18 protein-coding genes are annotated in these 15,866 nt (G+C 69.0%); 7 read left to right on the top strand and 11 right to left on the bottom strand.

Annotation, left to right across the window (positions count from 1 at the left end; genetic code table 11):
• The first annotated feature begins 32 nt into the window (after positions 1 to 32).
• From IU450_RS19945 to IU450_RS19935, 3 genes are all read left to right on the top strand, one after another.
• A complete protein-coding gene (locus IU450_RS19945; RefSeq protein WP_195067970.1) occupies positions 33 to 197 on the top strand; it encodes a hypothetical protein in 165 nt (54 codons plus the stop codon).
• 121 nt (positions 198 to 318) lie between these two features.
• Positions 319 to 765, top strand: a complete 447-nt coding sequence (locus tag IU450_RS19940) for an ester cyclase (protein ID WP_228834825.1) — start codon at positions 319 to 321, stop codon at positions 763 to 765.
• 3 nt (positions 766 to 768) lie between these two features.
• Entirely contained in the window at positions 769 to 1,245 is a 477-nt protein-coding gene (locus IU450_RS19935) for a DUF3237 domain-containing protein (RefSeq protein ID WP_195151264.1), read from the top strand.
• Between the two features lie 23 nt (positions 1,246 to 1,268).
• Here the strand turns inward: IU450_RS19935 and IU450_RS19930 are convergent, their stop codons facing one another.
• From IU450_RS19930 to IU450_RS19895, 8 genes are read right to left on the bottom strand one after another with little or no spacing between them, the layout of a single operon-like run.
• On the bottom strand, positions 1,269 to 2,081 hold the full coding sequence (locus IU450_RS19930) for a carbohydrate ABC transporter permease (protein ID WP_195151263.1): 813 nt from the start codon (positions 2,079 to 2,081) through the stop codon (positions 1,269 to 1,271).
• Entirely contained in the window at positions 2,071 to 3,021 is a 951-nt protein-coding gene (locus tag IU450_RS19925) for a carbohydrate ABC transporter permease (protein WP_195151262.1), read from the bottom strand. The genes IU450_RS19930 and IU450_RS19925 overlap by 11 nt, the downstream gene beginning before the upstream one ends.
• Before the next feature lie 4 nt (positions 3,022 to 3,025).
• Positions 3,026 to 3,883, bottom strand: coding sequence for a metallophosphoesterase (locus IU450_RS19920; RefSeq protein WP_195151261.1), 858 nt, complete (start codon positions 3,881 to 3,883; stop codon positions 3,026 to 3,028).
• Positions 3,880 to 5,253, bottom strand: a complete 1,374-nt coding sequence (locus tag IU450_RS19915; RefSeq protein ID WP_324196186.1) for an ABC transporter substrate-binding protein — start codon at positions 5,251 to 5,253, stop codon at positions 3,880 to 3,882. Before IU450_RS19915 ends, IU450_RS19920 begins: the two co-directional genes overlap by 4 nt.
• Positions 5,254 to 5,287: 34 nt before the next feature.
• The gene (locus tag IU450_RS19910; RefSeq protein WP_195151260.1) at positions 5,288 to 6,421 is read right to left on the bottom strand and encodes an ABC transporter ATP-binding protein; all 1,134 of its coding nucleotides are present in this window, start codon (positions 6,419 to 6,421) and stop codon (positions 5,288 to 5,290) included.
• Between the two features lie 9 nt (positions 6,422 to 6,430).
• Positions 6,431 to 7,324: an alpha/beta fold hydrolase gene (locus tag IU450_RS19905; RefSeq protein WP_195151259.1), complete on the bottom strand. Its 894-nt coding sequence runs from the start codon at positions 7,322 to 7,324 to the stop codon at positions 6,431 to 6,433.
• On the bottom strand, positions 7,321 to 7,845 hold the full coding sequence (locus IU450_RS19900; RefSeq protein ID WP_195151258.1) for a YiiD C-terminal domain-containing protein: 525 nt from the start codon (positions 7,843 to 7,845) through the stop codon (positions 7,321 to 7,323). Before IU450_RS19900 ends, IU450_RS19905 begins: the two co-directional genes overlap by 4 nt.
• Positions 7,846 to 7,855: 10 nt before the next feature.
• Positions 7,856 to 9,016, bottom strand: coding sequence for an acyl-CoA dehydrogenase family protein (locus IU450_RS19895; protein ID WP_195067961.1), 1,161 nt, complete (start codon positions 9,014 to 9,016; stop codon positions 7,856 to 7,858).
• Positions 9,017 to 9,162: 146 nt separating this feature from the next.
• Here IU450_RS19895 and IU450_RS19890 point away from each other — a divergent pair, with 146 nt between their 5' ends.
• The 4 genes from IU450_RS19890 (at position 9,163) to IU450_RS19875 (ending at position 13,982) form a co-directional block, all read left to right on the top strand.
• Positions 9,163 to 10,095 carry a PDR/VanB family oxidoreductase gene (locus IU450_RS19890; protein WP_195151257.1) on the top strand — a complete coding sequence of 311 codons (933 nt, stop codon included), beginning with the start codon at positions 9,163 to 9,165 and terminating at the stop codon, positions 10,093 to 10,095.
• 82 nt (positions 10,096 to 10,177) lie between these two features.
• Positions 10,178 to 10,873, top strand: a complete 696-nt coding sequence (locus IU450_RS19885) for a hypothetical protein (protein WP_195151256.1) — start codon at positions 10,178 to 10,180, stop codon at positions 10,871 to 10,873.
• An 898-nt stretch (positions 10,874 to 11,771) separates the two neighbouring features.
• Entirely contained in the window at positions 11,772 to 12,176 is a 405-nt protein-coding gene (locus IU450_RS19880; RefSeq protein ID WP_195151255.1) for a hypothetical protein, read from the top strand.
• A 246-nt stretch (positions 12,177 to 12,422) separates the two neighbouring features.
• Positions 12,423 to 13,982, top strand: coding sequence for a phytoene desaturase family protein (locus IU450_RS19875; protein ID WP_195151254.1), 1,560 nt, complete (start codon positions 12,423 to 12,425; stop codon positions 13,980 to 13,982).
• Here the strand turns inward: IU450_RS19875 and IU450_RS19870 are convergent.
• Genes IU450_RS19870 through IU450_RS19860 form a run of 3 tightly spaced genes read right to left on the bottom strand, consistent with a single transcriptional unit; the run spans position 13,970 to position 15,844 of the window.
• A complete protein-coding gene (locus IU450_RS19870; protein ID WP_195151253.1) occupies positions 13,970 to 14,956 on the bottom strand; it encodes a zinc-binding dehydrogenase in 987 nt (328 codons plus the stop codon). The two genes, IU450_RS19875 and IU450_RS19870, sit on opposite strands and share 13 nt — an antisense overlap.
• 16 nt (positions 14,957 to 14,972) lie before the next feature.
• The gene (locus tag IU450_RS19865; RefSeq protein ID WP_043704402.1) at positions 14,973 to 15,395 is read right to left on the bottom strand and encodes an organic hydroperoxide resistance protein; all 423 of its coding nucleotides are present in this window, start codon (positions 15,393 to 15,395) and stop codon (positions 14,973 to 14,975) included.
• 2 nt (positions 15,396 to 15,397) lie between these two features.
• Entirely contained in the window at positions 15,398 to 15,844 is a 447-nt protein-coding gene (locus tag IU450_RS19860) for a MarR family winged helix-turn-helix transcriptional regulator (RefSeq protein ID WP_195151252.1), read from the bottom strand.
• Positions 15,845 to 15,866 lie beyond the last annotated feature (22 nt).

Raw genomic sequence — 15,866 nt, 5'->3', positions numbered from 1 at the left:
GACGGCCCGCGTCCGATGGCGGCGCACCTCTGGTGGCATTCCGCGACGCGGCGCTGCTGGTGCCGGTGACCGGCGATCACTGGTTGTTCGGCCGGCGTCTTCTCGCCTACGCCGAATCGCGGGATCGGCCGACCGGCGTCGCGGTCGACGTCGTGGGGTCGGCGCCGATGGCATTCCCGCCGGAAGTGACCGAATGACCGACGAAGGGGGAGGGTCGGACCATGACGCAGCAGGTGCAGGTCGATCCTGCGGTGCTGATCCAAGCGGTCGAGGGGACCGAGGCTCGACAATAAATGCGGTCGACCGTATGCTTATGCCATGAGCGATGGCTGGATGATGGACTTGGCGACCGAACTCGCGGTGGTCAAGAGCCGGCAGGACGTGCCTGCGGCGTTGCGCCTCATGCATGACGAAATGGTCTTGGAGACACCGGCTTTCGGTTCGGTGGCACGCGGGCTGGATGCGAACGAGCTCGCGCTGCGGGCCTTCTTCGCATCGTTTCCGGACTATGACGTCGAGCTGAGCGGCCATGCGGTGGCGGGTGAGACGCTGGTTTGCTGGGGTGCGGCGCGGATGACCATGACCGGCAACCGATTCGGCGTCGAGCCGAACGGTCGGCGCGCCGAGTTGCCGGTGTTCATCCGCTTCGCGTTCGCCGACCGGCTGATCGCGGGGGAGTACTTCCATTTCGACCTGTCGGAGCTGTGCGCCCAGTCGGGCGTCTCCACCGACGCGGTCCGCCAGAAGCTGTTCGCGAGGAGATGAATCATGGACGCACGGGTCAGGGATGTCGCCGGAATCGAGACCAGGCCGCTGTTCGACGTCGTGGTGGATCTGGCGCCGCCGTTGCACATCGGGAACGGGCGGGTGCTGTTCGGGGCGGCGGGCGGGTCGTTCGAGGGGCCCCGACTACGCGGCGCGGTGGTGCCGGGCGGCGGTGACTGGGCGCTGTTCCGGCAAGACGGGACCATGACGCTCGATGTCCGGCTCACCCTGCGTGCCGACGACGACGCGCTGGTGCTGATGACCTACGGCGGGCGGTGGACCATACCGGAGGAGGTGCGTGACCGGATCGGTGATCCGGCCACGCGGCACCTCGTCGATCCGGGGCGCTACTACTTCCGCACGTCGCCGGTGTTCGAAACCGGTGCGCGGGACTATCTGTGGCTCAACGACATCGTGTGCGTGGGGTCGGGATATCCGGTCGAGGGCGGCATCGCCTATCGAGTTTTCGAGGTCGTCTGACCGCGGCCCCGCGGTCGATGCTCCTACTTCAACCCCGACCGCACGAACGCGTTGACGATGTGGCGTTGCAGCAGCAAGTACATCAGCAGTACGGGCAGGCAGGCGAGGCTGGCCACCGCCATCATCGGCCCCCACTGGTCGCCCTCGGTACCCATGAAACTGCGCAGACCCAGCTGGAGCACGCTGTTGGATTGGCGCAGCACCACCGCGGGCCAGAAGTACTCGTTCCACGCGTTGATGAACAGCAGGATGCCCAACGCCGCCAGGGCGGGTCGCAGATTCGGCACGACCACGGTCCAGAGAATGGACCAGGAGGAGCGGCCGTCGATCTTCGCCGCCGCCACGAGCTCCTTGGGGAAGCTCGCCATGTGCTGGCGCAGCAGCAGCACCGCCAGCGCCGAGCACAGCGTCGGAAGCACCACCCCGATGAGCGAATTGATCAGGCCGAGCTTGGTCAGCAGGACGTAGTTGGGCAGCATCGTCACTTGGAACGGCACCAGCCAGGTACCGACGAACGCCAGGTACAGCACTTTCTGGAACGGGAAGACGTACATCGCGAAGGCGTACGAGGCCAGCAGCGCGATCAGCAGCTGCCCCGCCGCCGAGAGCGCCGCGACGAAGAAGGTGTTGCCGATCAGGCCCACCACGTCGACTTTGTCGGCCGCGTCGCCGTAGTTGGCCAGCGAGATCGGCCAGGGGATCGGCGACAGCGAGGTGACATCCTCGGGCCGCCGCAGCGACGTGGCGAACAGCCAGTAGATCGGGAACGCGCACAGCAGGGCGGTCACGGCGAGCAGCAGGTGGCTTCCCGCGCTGCGCAATCGGTCAATCGTCATGGAAGGCAACCTTTTCCGAGATCCACACCAGAATTCCTGCGATCACTCCGAACCCGGCGAACAGCAGCACGCCGGCGGCGGCGCTGAGCCCGGCGTCGAAGCTGTGGAAGGCGTAGTCCCACAGCAGGTAGTAGATGTTGGTGGTCGCCTGCGAGGGGCCGCCCTGCGTCATCGAGTCGATGAGCGGGAAGGTCAGGGTCGGACTGAGCAGCACCGTGGTGAGCACCAGGAACAGCAGCGTGGGAGACAGCAGGGGCAAGGTGATCCCCCGGAGGATCTGCCGGGGGCTCGCGCCGTCCACCCGGGCGGCCTCGTCGTAGTCACCGCTGATGCCTGCCAGCCCCGCCCAGATCACGAGCACGGCGAACCCGAGCAACTGCCATCCGGTGATCAGGATGATCACCCCGTGCGCGGTGCCCACGTCGTAGACCCAGTTGCGGTCCGAGCGCAGGACCTGATCGACGAAGCCGCTGCCGGGATGCAGCAGCCAACGCCACACCGCGGCCGCCGCGACCGGCGCGACCAGGAACGGCACGAAGACGAACGCGTGGTACACCGTTCGCGCCCGGCCGTGCACCCGTCGGCTGGCCAGCGCGATGAGCAGCGGGAGCACGATCGTGAACGGCAGCATGCCCGCGATCAGCACGCCGGTGCGGCCGACCGAATCCCAGAATGCCGGAAGATCCAGCAGACGTTCGTAATTGCCGGTGCCGACCGGCTTCATCGGCGCGGTCGGCAGCAGGTTCCACGAATACGTGGACAGCTCGATCGCCTGGACCAGCGGCCGGTAGATCCACAGGACGAGCAACACCAGCGCGGGCGCCAGATACAGGTAGGGCACGGCGAACCGCCCCGCCCGGCGGAACCGGGCGGGGCGATGCGACGGCGTGACCGTTTCGGTCGCCTCCGTGGTCGCGAGGGGTGATTCGACGACGAACATCGAGTTACCCGGCCTCCGCGGCCAGAGCGGCGAGCTGATCGAGCACGTCCTGCTCGGGCCGGTCGTAGAGGGTCTCGGCGGGCGTCGCCTCGATCGCCGTGGCGACCAGCGTCGAGCCGAGCAGATCGATGCGGCTGTAGCCGAATCCGATCAATCCCCGGTGCCGTCCGGACGGCGCGATCGTGTCGATCCGGTAGGCCAGCGCGGGCCCGATCCAGACCGGGATACCCGCCAGCGCCGCCGCGCCCGTGAGGTGGTTGTGCCCGCAGATGATCAGCCCCACATCCGAGTCCGCGAGTACCTCGGCCAGCAGCTCTGGCCGTTCCAGCCGCAGGTACTCGGTGGCCGCGACCGGCGAGGGGATCGGCGGGTGGTGCAGCACCAGCAGCGTGCCGCGCGGCGCCGGTTCGCGCAGTCGCTCGGCGAGCCAGTCCAGTTGCTGCTCCTCGAGTCTGCCGTCGTGGCGTCGTGGCGTCGTGCTGTCCAGCGCGATCACCCGCAGACCCGCCACGTCGACCACCTGGTCGTGCGTGGCGTCGGGATCGACTGCGGCGGGATCGGCTCCGAGCAGCTCGGTGGCGAAGGAGGTGCGCTCGTCGTGGTTGCCCATGACGTACACGGTCTTCGCACCGAGTTCTTCGGCTACCGGCTCGACCGCGCCGCGCAGCCGTTGGTAGGCCTCGGGCGACCCGGTGTCGGTCAGATCGCCCGAGAGCACCAGCGCGTCGATGCGCTGCTGGGAGGCCCGCAGCTGCTGCAGCACGTGGGTGAGGTTGGCGTAGGTGTCCACCATCCCGTGCACCCGTTCCCCAGTGGGCCGGATGTGGGTGTCGGTGAGCTGGACGATCGTCACCTCGCTCATGACGCCGGCAGGAGTTTGGCGCCCTGGTCGCGGGCGGCGGTGAGGGTTGACTGCGGGTCCTTGCCCTGGAAGACGACGGCCTCGACGGCGTCCATCATGCCGTCGCGGATCTGCAGATAGTTGTTGCCCGGCATGGAGATCCACGGTTCCATGTTCGCCAGCTGGGCGACGTTCGGGGCCAGCAGCGGGTTCTGCTTCGACCAGGCCTGCAATCCGTTCGGGTCGTCCATCAGGCCGGTGCGCAGCGGCAGGTAGCCGATGCCCTGCGAGATCTTGCTGTAGGCGGATTCGCTGGTGAGGAACTTGATCAGCTCCCATGCGGCGCGCTGCTTGGCCGGGTCGTTGGACAGGATGTGCAGCGAGGCGCCGGAATTCGTCGGCACGGTCGGCTTGCCCGCGAAGCTCGGCATCGGCGCCGAGCGCAGGTCCCACTTGTCCTTGGCGCCGGTCACGAAGGTGCCCTGGATCGCGCTGGTCTCCAGGATCATGCCGATCTCACCGCGCGCGAACGCCTCGTAGCCCTGCTTCTGGTTGAGCTTGGGCATGCCGCCGGAGTTGACCAGCTGCTGGCTCATCGCCGCGACCTCGACCGCGGGAGCGTCGGCGAAGGTGAGCTTCGTTCGATCCTCGGAGATCACCCGGCCGCCGTTGGAGCGCACCATCGACTGGAAGCACCAGTCCTTGGCGGTCTTGGTCAGGCAGTCGATGTAGACCCCGCCCTTGCCGGTCTTCCCGGTGATCGCCGTGGCGGCCTCGGCGACCTGCTGCCAGGTGGCCGGAGGCTTCGCCGGATCCAGGCCCGCCTCGGCGAACAGCGAAGCGTTGTAGTACAACACCGGCGTGGAGAACACGAACGGCACACCGTAGGTGTGGCCGTCCCAATCGGCCAGCGTGCGGGCCTTCGGCGCGAAGGGATGCTTCGCCCCGTCGAAGTTGCGCTGCACGTCCTGCTTGCCGACCAGGGTGTCCAGCGGCTTGGCGCCGAGCTGGTGGATGGTGAAATCCAGGTCGCTGAAGCCGAGCTGGGCGACGTCGGGCGGGTTGCCCGCCACCATCTGGTTCTGGATGCTCGAGATGGTGTCCGTGGCCGGGTTCGGGCTGTTGCCCTGCGGCTTCTGCGCGGTCACCGTGATGTTCGGGAACTTCGTGCGGAAATCGGCGATCAAGGAGTTGAAGGTATCGGTCCAGGCGCCGGCGAGTCCGTAGTTGTAGGACTCGAACACGATCGACACCTGCTGATCGGACTTCAGCTCCGGGATCTGCGCGCTGTCGGCGTTCGAGTCGGTGGTGGTGCTCCCGAGGCCGCCGCAAGCGCTGAGCGCGACGGTGGTTGCGAACACCAGGCCCAGAATGGGCGCGGTGCGTTTCACGGTGTATCTCCTCATCGAGTAGGGGTGTTCGGGTTCAGGCGACGGCGACGGGTTCGCCCGCGCTGTCGATTCGGGCGTCCTGCCGCGTCTCCTGCCAGGTCAGGCGCAGTCCGGTGGTGGCATGGAAGAGGTGGATGTGCGCCGGGTCGACCCGCAGCGCGATGCTGTCGTCGACCGTGACGCCCGCGGGTCGTGGCGCTCGGGCGCACAGGACGCGATCACCGGTGGTGAAGTGGATCAGTTCCTCGCTGCCGAGGTTCTCCACCATCGTCACGCGGCCGCGGATGTCGGCGCCGGTCGGATCCAGGCGCAGCTGCTCCGGGCGGATTCCGGCGACCACCTCCAGGTCGTCGCCGAAATCGCCGCCGCCGAAAGCCAATTCGGTGTCGATGCCGTCGGCCACTACGCGCAGCGAACCGTCGCGTTCGGTGACGGCGGCCGGGAACAGGTTCATCGGCGGTGCGCCGAGGAATCCGGCGACGAAGGTCGAGCGGGGACGGTCGTAGAGCTCGGTCGGCGTGCCGACCTGCTCCACCCGGCCCTCGTTGAGCAGCGCGATCCGGTCGGCCATGGTCATGGCCTCGACCTGGTCGTGGGTCACGTACAGGAACGTCGCGCCGAGACGCTGGTGCAGTCCGATCAGCTCGGCGCGTGTCGCGCTGCGCAGCTTCGCGTCCAGGTTGGACAGTGGCTCGTCCATCAGGAACGCGCCGGGATCGCGCACCATGGCGCGTGCCAGCGCCACGCGCTGCCGCTGGCCGCCCGACAGCGCGGACGGCCTGCGGCGCAGCAACTCGGTCAGACCGAGTACCGCGGCCACCTCCGACACCCGCTCGGCGATCTTCGCCCGCGGCGTGCGCCGGGCGCGCAGCGGGAAACCGATGTTCTTGGCGACCGTCAGGTGCGGGTAGAGCGCGTAGCTCTGGAACACCATCGCCAGATCGCGCTGCTGGGGCGCGTGGTGCGTGATGTCCTTGTCGTCGAGCAGAATTCGGCCGCCGGACGGGTCCTCCAGTCCGGCGATCATGCGCAGGAGCGTGGATTTGCCGCAGCCGCTCGGGCCGAGCAGCACCATGAATTCGCCGTCGGCGATGTCGAGGCTGACCTCGTGCACCGCGTGGGCGGCGCCGAATCGCTTCGACACCGCTTCGATTCGCAGTCGTGCCACCGCTGCCCCTCAGCCCGGCAGCTCGCCGGCGACGACCCATGTCGCCACCCTGGCCGCGATCGCGGGCGAGTCCTTCACCCAGAGGAAGTGGTCGCGGTGCCGCACCGGCGAGTTCTCGTCGACGTGCCAGTGCGTCACCCGGGCCTTCGGCATCCGGGACACCAGGAAGTCGACGTTGGACTTCGGGCCGAGTACGTCGTCGGACAGTGAGATCACCAGCACCGGAGCGGTCAGGTCGCGCAGCAGGGAGTTGTACCGGCGCTTGCTGCCCTTCGGGCGGTAGTAGCTGGTCAGCGAATGCATCGACCAGTCACGCATGACGCCGCCCGGCATCGGAGCCGGGATGAGCACGCCGCCGGGCCAGTGCCCCTTCCATCGGGAGACCAGGCCGATCCACTGGATCTGGCTCAGCGCCTCCCACCAGCGACGGGCGCCGAAGGCCCACCAGAAGACGGTGCCGGTGCCGATGACGGTCACGCCCGCGATCCGGTCGGGTTCGGCCGCGGCGAACAGCAACGCGAGCTGTCCGCCCAGGCTGTGCCCGAACAGATGGATCGGCGCCTCGGGGAAGCGCGCCCGCACCGCCGCGACGAGCGCGGGCAGGTCGGTCTCGATCATCTCCCGGTAACCGAAGTCGCGGTGCAGACCCAGCTCGGGCTTGGCCTCGCCGTGCGCCCGCAGATCGGTCGTCGCCACCGAAAGCCCCTGAGCGTGCAGCTCTTTCGCGAGCGGCAGGTAGTTCTTCGCCTTCATGGCCATCGCGGGCAGGATCAGCACGACGGGCGCCCCCGGCTTCTTCGACGCCAGGAAGCGGACGGTGAAGGTGACACCGTCGGCGGTCTCGACCGTGGTCGACTCCAGAGTGGTGAACTCCGAACGGTTCTTCGGTGTCGCGGTGGTCATCGGTCGCCCTCCGCGATGGTGACGTCGCAGACGTACTCGAAGGTGAACTTGGCGACGACGACGTCGCCGTCGTCCAGCAGCGTGGCCTTGCCGGTCAGTTCGAAGCGCTGCGAGGCCGTCGCGGCGAGCACGTCGGCCAGCTCGCGCTGGTCGACGGTCGCGACGGCGCGGATACGGCCGACGGCGGGTTTGCGATAGGACGCGCTCCCGCCGCGCAACACCAGCCGCTCGACGGTGCGCAGCCGGGTGGCCGCGGCGCCGACGAACGCGGCGGCTCCACCGATGTCGGCGGCGGTGAACAGCGCGCCTGCGTGCACGGTGCCCATGTGGTTGCGAACCGCGCCGACGGCGGGGATCTCGACGACGGCGCGGTCCGGCCCGATCTCGGTGATCAGCGTGCCGACGTGGCGGCCGAACGGGACCATCTCCTGGGACACCGCTCGCAGGTATTCGTAATCGACGGCGGCGCAGTCGAGGTCGGGGTAGGCGGCCGCGAAGCCGGCGATCTCACGCGTGGTCATGGTCTCTCCTTCAGCGTTTGGTGCGCAGGGCGCGACGGGCGATGGACCAGCGCAGGACCTCCGACGGCCCCTCGTAGATCCGGAAGGCCCTGGCCTCGACGAGGAATCGGGCGACCAGGTGGTCCTCGCAGACGCCGAGTCCGCCGTGCAGCTGGACCGCCCGGTCGAGGACCCGCCAGACCGCCTCGGAAACGAACGTCTTGGCGATCGACGCTTCGTGCCGCGCCTGCGAGGAGGTCGGCCCCTGCGCGTCGATGGTCTCGGCGGCGGTGCGGATCACGCCGCGCGCGGCGGCGATGTCGATCTCGTTGTCGGCGATGAGCCCCTGGGCTATGCCGTGCTCGGCGATCGGGACGCCGAAGGACGTGCGCGTCCCGATGTGCTCGATGGTCAGCTGGTGCGCCCGCACCGCGAGCCCCAGCCAGTTCATGCAGAACACCAGCCGGGAGGGCGCGAGCCGGACCTGCGCGAGCGCCAGACCCTGGCCGACCTGGCCCAGCACGGCGGAATCGGGCACCTCGCAGTCGGCGAAGGTCACCTCGCAGTGCCCGCCGGGCGCGCTGGTGTGGTCGAGGGTCGGCATACGGCGGCCCACCCGCAACCCGGGGTTGTCCTGGTCGACCAGGAACATCGTCGGGCCGTCGCCGGTGCGCGCCACGCAGATGGTGAACGCCGCGCCCTGCGCGCCCGTGGTGAAGTGCTTGGCGCCGTTGATGACCCAGCCGGATTCGGTCTCCTCGGCGACGGTCTGCAGCATGCCGGGGTCGGATCCGGCGCCGGGGGCCGGTTCGGTCATAGCGATCGCGGAACGGACGTCGCCCGCGGCCAGCGGCGCGAGATAGCGCTGCTTCTGCTCCTCGTTCGCCACGTGCGCGAGCAGGTGGATATTGCCGTCGTCGGGGGCCCACGCGTTGAGTGCGATCGGGCCGAGCAGGCTGGCGCCCGCGGCTTCGAGCACCCGCGCTTGGGCGCGGGTGTCCAGGCCGAGCCCGCCGTACCGCGGATCCGACAGCGGGCCGAAGACGCCGGCCTCCTTGGCCTTCTTCTGCAGCTCGAGCCGCAGTGCGTCGTCCATCACCCGCCCGTCCACGACGACCTCGCGTTCCACCGGAACGACCTGGTCCCGAATGAACTGGGTGGTCTTGTCCACCAATTGCGCCACAGTGGTCATGGCGTCAGTCTCGGCGCGGCGCGCGACGGGGTGAGGGGGCGATAGTCAACGTCGATTGCGCGAATCGACTGCCCATTCGTTCGCTGCGGGGGCGGCTCGTCTCGGCGACGGTGATCGCGGAGACGTTGCCGGGCTAGGGGACGGATATGACTGACATAGCGGTGCGAGTCTGGCGCCGCCGCGACGAGGCCGAGGGCGTGTTCTCGCTCGACCTGGCCCCGGTCGACGGTGGCGAACTGCCGTCGTGGACGCCGGGAGCCCACATCGATGTCGCGGTCGGCGCGGCGGGCGTGCGGCAGTACTCGCTGTGCGGCGACCCGGCCGACCGGCCGCGCTGGCGGGTAGCGGTGCTGCACGAACCGGATGGGCGCGGAGGCTCGGCCTACCTGCACCGTGCCGCGCAACCCGGCTCGGTGCTGCGAGTGTCCGCGCCGCGCAACAACTTCGAACTCGTCGAACGGGACAGGTACGTCTTCCTGGCCGGCGGAATCGGCATCACGCCGATCCTGCCCATGGTGGCCGCCGCGGAAGCCGCGGGTGCACGCTGGTCGCTGTACTACGGCGGCCGCACCAAGGGGCACATGGCGTTCGCCGACGCGATCGCCGAGCGCTACCCACGGGCGAATCTGCTGCCGCAGGACGAGCACGGGCTGCTGCCGCTGGAAGGAATCTTCGCCGACCTGGGCGAGACCGCCGTGTACTGCTGCGGACCGGAACCGCTGCTGGCCGCCGCGGAGGCCGAAGGCGCGCGACGCGGAGTGCGGGTGCACGTGGAGCGTTTCGTTCCTCGGCAGGTGCAGTTCGCCCCGAACGAGCCGTTCGAGGTGCGTTTGGCGGCCAGCGGCAAGACGTTCCGGATCGGGCCGAACCAGTCCATCGCCGACGTCTTGGAGTCCGCCGGAATCGGCATCGTCACCTCGTGTCGCGAAGGCACCTGCGGCAGTTGCGAAACCGCGGTTCTGGCCGGCGACATCGAGCACCGGGACGAACTGCTCACCGACGAGGAGCGGGCGCGCGGCGACACGATGATGCTGTGCGTCTCCCGGGCCAGGTTCGGCCCGCTCGTCCTGGACCTCTGACCTGCCCGCCGCGACCGCGGTAGGCGTGCGGCGCGCTCGTCGCGACCGCTTCCCTGAGAAAACCGAGAGGAAAGTAACAAGGATGAGGAAAATCGTTGCGGTGGCCGCAGGGCTGGTCGCCGCAGTCGGGATCGCCTCCGGCTCCGCCGGTGCGCAGCCCGACAGCGACGACGCCGTCGACTTCACCGCCTACGCCACCGACACCCAGTCCATCGTCACCACCGATGCCGGCTCGATGGTCGTCGAGGGCGATGTCTTCAAGGTCAAGGCCGCCAACGGAACCGTGCTCACCGGCATGCCGTTGAAGTTCCGGGTCGATGACTTCGAGTTCCCGATCGTGGCCGACATCGCCGGTCGCACCGCGACGCTGACCCCGCAGTTCGACATGGCGCACGCGGCCTACAAGCCGGTCGCCCTGCCGTTCGAGGACAAGGCGCCGTGGAAGACCGAGTACGACCGTGAACAGGCCGCCTGGTCCCGCATGACCAGCACCATCACCATGGGCGCCACCATCGGCACCCTGGTCGGCGGCATCGGCGGCGGCGCCGTCGGTTGCGTGCTCGGCGGCATCGCGGGCGCGACCGTCGCTTCGGCGGCGATCGTCGGCCTGTTCGGCGCGTTCATCCCGGCGGCGGCCATCGGCTGCCTCGGCGGCATCATCGCGATCGGCGCCCTGGGCACCATCGCGGGCCAGATCCTGGTCACCGCCCCGGTGGCGATCGGCGCCGCCATCCAGTACTTCACCACTATCAACCAGCCTCCTGTCCAGGCGAAGTAGGTAGCGGAGAAGAACCCGACGTCTCGTTCGTTGGGGGACACCCGACCCCGTCCGGCCACACCGCCGGGCGGGGTCTTCCGCTTTCAGGGCGTCGGGTACCGGTCCGCCTGAGTCAGAGCCGGAAGATGCGTGCGCCCACACCCCACCCGGCGCTGGACCAGTTGGGGCCGAAGCAAGCTACCGTGCCGGACTGTCCGACAGGGAGGTCTTTGCGCGCTGTGTACTGGCCCACGACCGGCGGATTTGCGGAGAGGTCGTAGCCGACGCAGTCGATCTCGAGTCGGTAGGTGCCCCCCTCGCCTTGGCAGGTCCCGTTGTAACCCCATGGGCCGTTCATCGATCCTGAGCAGCCGGGCTCGGCGGCGGCCGTTCCGGTGGCTGTCCCCGTGAGTGCGACTGCCACAGCGGGGGCTGCCAGGCACATCGCTATTGCACGAGCCGAGGTTCGCATACTGAGCTCCAATTGTTGTTCGGGTTCGATTACATGGGATGTATTCGGCGTTATGTCGCAACACGTTACAGAGTTGAGGTTGTGGCAACGAAGCGAGTTCGGACGAATCGTGCACGACGCCCCGCGAATCAGATGCGCGGTAATCGGCCGAAATCGTGCGTCGAGTGGCGACGCCGGGGGCCGAACCGCCCAGCCGATCAGGAGCGAGCCCCCGAGAGCTGCCCGACCGCCCGCGCACGGCATCGCAAGATGTCCTGAGCCGCAGTGATCTCGGGCCGTGTCAGCGGGTTGCTGGCGCGTTGGTGGCCGGTCGTGGTGTCAGTGGAGGTGTCAGGTGTGTGTCAGGTCGGTGTCAGTCGGCCCGGCCAGAGTGTGTTCATCGAACAAAACGACCGGCACCGACACGGTGCCGGTCGGTGCCACTACCGATTTCGAGGAGTACACGACATGTCCATCACCATCACCCTGACCGACCAGGACAAGAGCATCCTGCGCACCGCCGCCTACGGCGCGGTGTCGCTGATGGCCGCCGCGGGCGCGCCGCACAAGGGCATCTCCCACGGCTCCATCGCCCTGACCTCGGCGACCGGGCTGGCCGGGCACGTGCTGGCCGCCAAGTCCAAAGACATCCACCTGCCGGGCAAGTCCGTCGCCGAACTCGCCGACCAGGTGCTGCCGAGCCTGACCGCGGCGATGAGCCTGCTGGGCAAGCAGGATCGAGGCGAGGCCGACAACTTCCGCGGCACCGTCCTGGTCGCTGTCGAAGCCGCCGCCGGGTCCGGTAAGGGCGGGCCCAGCCCCGCCGTGGCGGCGATGGCCCGCAAGATCACCGCGGCTCTCGACGCCGCCTGACGGGGTGCGGGGCCGGGTGCAGCACAGTTGGGAGCTTGTCGCGGGGTCCTCTGCGGGCCCTGCGACGTTCCGCAGGCTCACCTGGTCAGAGACCTTCTTCTCAGGTGGCTCGGCGCTGCCGCTCAGGGCCGGAGGAAGCACCATCGCACGCGGTGAGCGCTGGGGCCCGTGACCAGTCCCGGGGGATTCTGCATCGTGTCGGCAGCGTTGCTGTCGTCCGGGGCCGATTCGTGCTATCGAGAACGGATGACGCCGACGCGCTCCTCCTACGATGTCGTGATCGTCGGTGGCGGCCACAATGGTCTGGTGGCCGCCGCGTATCTGGCGCGGGCCGGGCGGTCGGTGCTGGTGCTCGAACGGCAGCCGCACACCGGCGGCGCGGCGGTGTCGGCACGGGTGTTCGCGGGCGTCGACGCGCGGTTGTCGCGGTACTCGTATCTGGTCAGCCTGCTGCCGCGGGCGATCGTCCGGGACCTGGGCCTGCGGTTCGAGACGCGACGGCGGGCGATCTCGTCCTACACGCCGGTCGGTGACGGGGGTCTGCTGGTTTCTTCGTCGCCGACGCAGACCGAGGCGAGCTTCGTGCGCCTGACCGGTTCGGATCGAGAGTTCCGGGCGTGGCAGCGGTTCTACGCGACCACGAACCAGCTGGCTCGCCGGGTGTTCCCCACGCTGACCCGGCCGCTTCCGTCCAAGGAGGCGCTACAGCACATCGTGGACGACGCGGCCACCTGGCAGGCGCTGTTCGAGCGGCCGCTGGGCGAGACGATCGAATCGACCTTCGCCGACGACACCGTGCGCGGCGTGGTGCTCACCGACGCGCTGATCGGCACCTTTACCCACGCGCACGATCCGTCGCTGCGGCAGAATCGCTGCTTCCTCTATCACGTGATCGGCGGCGGCACCGGCGACTGGGACGTGCCGGTCGGCGGCATGGGCGCGCTCACCGACGCGCTCGCCGAGGCCGCCCGCGCGGCAGGCGCGGAGATCGTCACCGGCTGCGAAGTGACAGGTATCGAAACCGATGGCGACACAGCGGAAGTCGGATACGCGGACGGAAAGGTCGGCGCGCGCTACGTCCTGGCGAACGTCGCACCGTTCTCCCTCGCCGGGTTGCTCGGCGAGCCGCTGCCGCCGAAACCGGAAGGCGCGCAGCTGAAGATGAACATGCTGCTGCGGCGTCTCCCGCGATTGCGCGACACCGAAGTCGATCCCCGCGAGGCATTCGCCGGGACTTTCCACATCGGCGAGTCGTACGCCCAGCTCGATCGAGCCTACGGCGAGGCCGCGATCGGCCGTATCCCATCCGCGCCGCCCGCCGAAATCTATTGCCACACCTTGACCGACCCGACGATCCTGGCTGCGGACCTGGCCGAGCGGGGTGTGCACACCCTCACGCTGTTCGGGTTGCACGCTCGGGCGAAACTCTTCGCCACCGATCACGAGGCGGCGAAAGACCGGATCGTGGAAGCCACGCTAGCGCAACTCGATTCGGTACTGTCCGAGCCGATCGCGGACTGCTTGGCAACGGACGAGAACGGCGCGCCCTGCCTGGAGGCGAAGACCCCGATCGAACTCGAGCGCGAGGTCGGCCTTCCCGGCGGCCACATCTTCCACCGGGACCTGGCCTTTCCCTACCTACCGGAGGACGCCGATCCGGCCGACCCGGCCGCCCGGTGGGGCGTGGCGACCGGCCACCGCAATGTGTTCGTGTGCGGTGCGGGCGCGATCCGGGGCGGCGGGGTGAGCGGCATTCCCGGGCACAATGCCGCGATGGCCGTGCTCGATGCCGGTCAGGCCGGTTGAGCACGCAGAGCGATCTTGGCGGCCCGCCCCGGCGTCTCGGTGGCGACCGCGGCGTCTGCCGCCGCTTCCAGCGGATAGGCGGCTTCGATGTCCAGTCGCAGCACGCCGCGGGCCGCGAGGTCGACCAGTTCGCTGATGAGCTGTCCGCGGTGCTCGGCCTCGATCTCCTCGATCCGCTTCGCGCCCCAGAATCCCTTGACCACGGTCTGCCCGAAGATGAGATTGCCCGGATCGAGCGACAGCGGCTGCCCCGAGAGCGCGCCGAAGGAGATCAGCTGACCGCCCGGGGCCAGCAACGCCAGCTCGTCGGCCGCGGCGCGTCCGCCCACCTGATCGACCGCACGGGCGATCGGCGCACCCGACGTCGCCGCTTCGACCTGGTCGCGCCAGCCCTCGCTCTCGGTGTCGAGCACCGGCTCGTAGCCGAGTTCGCGCAGTGCCGTGACCGAGGCCTGCCCGCGGACCAGGCTGAGTACACGCAGACCGCGTTGCCGCGCGAAGACGTTGACGAGCCTGCCGACCGCGCCGTTGGCGGCATTGATCGCCAGCCACTCGCCGGACCGGAGCTCGAGGTCTTCGATCAGCATCAGCGCGCTCAACGGCATGGCCAGCAGTTGGGCGGCGGTCTCGTCGGAGACCGTGTCGGGCAGCGGGATCACCTGGCGAGCCGGGACCACGAAATATTCGGCCCACACGCTTTGCGCGCCGGACACCGTCACTCGCCGCCCGACCGACATGTCGGTGACCCCGGGCCCCACCGCGTCGACGCGCGCCACCGCCTCGCTGCCCGGGATGGCGGGCAGTTCGGGCCGGTAACCGTATACGCCGCGCACGATGGCCAGGTCGTGATTGTGGATCGGGGACAGGATGAGCGCGAGCCGCACCTCGCCCGGTCCTGGTTCCGGTACCGGGCGTTCGGCGGCGGTCAGCACGTCCTTCGGTTCGCCGAACCGTTCGATGACTACGGCACGCATAACCGCTCCTTCTCGATCAGTCGTCGGCGACAAGGACCTGGACGTCGATGTTGCCGCGGGTCGCGTTGGAATACGGGCACACCTGGTGTGCTTTGTCGGCGAGCGCCTGCGCGTCCTCCCTGGACAGATGGGGGAGCGAGATCTCCAGCGTAACCGCCAGGCCGAAACCACCGGCGTCGTTCGGGCCGATCCCGACCTTCGCGCCGACGGCGGAGTCATCGATGTTCGCCTTGGCCTGCTTGCCGACCAGGCGCAGCGCCGAATGGAAGCACGCCGCGTAGCCCGCCGCGAACAGCTGCTCGGGGTTGGTGCCCTCGCCGCTGCCGCCCATTTCCTTGGGCGCCGACAGTTCGACGTCGATCTTGCCGTCGGTGCTGCGTGCGTGGCCGTTGCGTCCGTCGCCGGTGGCCAGGGCTTCGGCGGTGTAGAGGATCTGCATGGCTACTCTCCTTCGTTCAGCTGAGATTTCAGCGCATCGGTCAGTCGGTGCAGGATGCCGCGCAACATGACGACGTCGTCCATGGACAGGCCACTGGCCTCGGCCATTTGGGCCGGAATGTCGCCCGCCTCGGCGCGCAGGGCGCGCCCGCGCTCGGTGAGCCGGATGTCGACGCGGCGTTCGTCGGCCGCCGAGCGCCTCCGCTCGACCAGGCCCGCCGCCTCCAGCCGCTTGAGCAGCGGGGAGAGCGTGCCGGAATCCAGATCGAGCGCATGGCAGACGTCGCCGACGCTGCGTTCGTCGCGTTCCCACAGCGCGAGCATCACCAGGTACTGCGGGTAGGTGAGCCCGAGCCGGTCCAGCTTCGGGCGGTAGACCGCGGTCATCGCCCGAGACGCCGCGTAGAGCGGGAAGCACAGCTGCTCGTCGAGGGTGAGATGATCGGTCATGAGCAATAATGTAGTGAGCAAT

Origin of the sequence: Nocardia abscessus, assembly GCF_015477775.1 — a bacterium.
GTDB classification, from domain to species: Bacteria; Actinomycetota; Actinomycetes; order Mycobacteriales; family Mycobacteriaceae; genus Nocardia; species Nocardia abscessus_A.
The sequence above is the reverse complement of the archived record's forward strand: the minus strand, read 5'-3'. Positions and strand labels throughout refer to the sequence as shown.

Excerpts from the sequence above, each read along its gene's own strand:
- IU450_RS19940 (WP_228834825.1), top strand. The coding sequence starts at position 319 with ATGAGCGATGGCTGGATGATGGACTTGGCGACCGAACTCGCGGTGGTC.
- IU450_RS19935 (WP_195151264.1), top strand. The coding sequence starts at position 769 with ATGGACGCACGGGTCAGGGATGTCGCCGGAATCGAGACCAGGCCGCTG.
- IU450_RS19930 (WP_195151263.1), bottom strand. The coding sequence starts at position 2,081 with ATGACGATTGACCGATTGCGCAGCGCGGGAAGCCACCTGCTGCTCGCC.
- IU450_RS19925 (WP_195151262.1), bottom strand. The coding sequence starts at position 3,021 with ATGTTCGTCGTCGAATCACCCCTCGCGACCACGGAGGCGACCGAAACG.
- IU450_RS19920 (WP_195151261.1), bottom strand. The coding sequence starts at position 3,883 with ATGAGCGAGGTGACGATCGTCCAGCTCACCGACACCCACATCCGGCCC.
- IU450_RS19905 (WP_195151259.1), bottom strand. The coding sequence starts at position 7,324 with ATGACCACCGCGACACCGAAGAACCGTTCGGAGTTCACCACTCTGGAG.
- IU450_RS19900 (WP_195151258.1), bottom strand. The coding sequence starts at position 7,845 with ATGACCACGCGTGAGATCGCCGGCTTCGCGGCCGCCTACCCCGACCTC.
- IU450_RS19895 (WP_195067961.1), bottom strand. The coding sequence starts at position 9,016 with ATGACCACTGTGGCGCAATTGGTGGACAAGACCACCCAGTTCATTCGG.
- IU450_RS19890 (WP_195151257.1), top strand. The coding sequence starts at position 9,163 with ATGACTGACATAGCGGTGCGAGTCTGGCGCCGCCGCGACGAGGCCGAG.
- IU450_RS19885 (WP_195151256.1), top strand. The coding sequence starts at position 10,178 with ATGAGGAAAATCGTTGCGGTGGCCGCAGGGCTGGTCGCCGCAGTCGGG.
- IU450_RS19880 (WP_195151255.1), top strand. The coding sequence starts at position 11,772 with ATGTCCATCACCATCACCCTGACCGACCAGGACAAGAGCATCCTGCGC.
- IU450_RS19875 (WP_195151254.1), top strand. The coding sequence starts at position 12,423 with ATGACGCCGACGCGCTCCTCCTACGATGTCGTGATCGTCGGTGGCGGC.
- IU450_RS19870 (WP_195151253.1), bottom strand. The coding sequence starts at position 14,956 with ATGCGTGCCGTAGTCATCGAACGGTTCGGCGAACCGAAGGACGTGCTG.
- IU450_RS19865 (WP_043704402.1), bottom strand. The coding sequence starts at position 15,395 with ATGCAGATCCTCTACACCGCCGAAGCCCTGGCCACCGGCGACGGACGC.
- IU450_RS19860 (WP_195151252.1), bottom strand. The coding sequence starts at position 15,844 with ATGACCGATCATCTCACCCTCGACGAGCAGCTGTGCTTCCCGCTCTAC.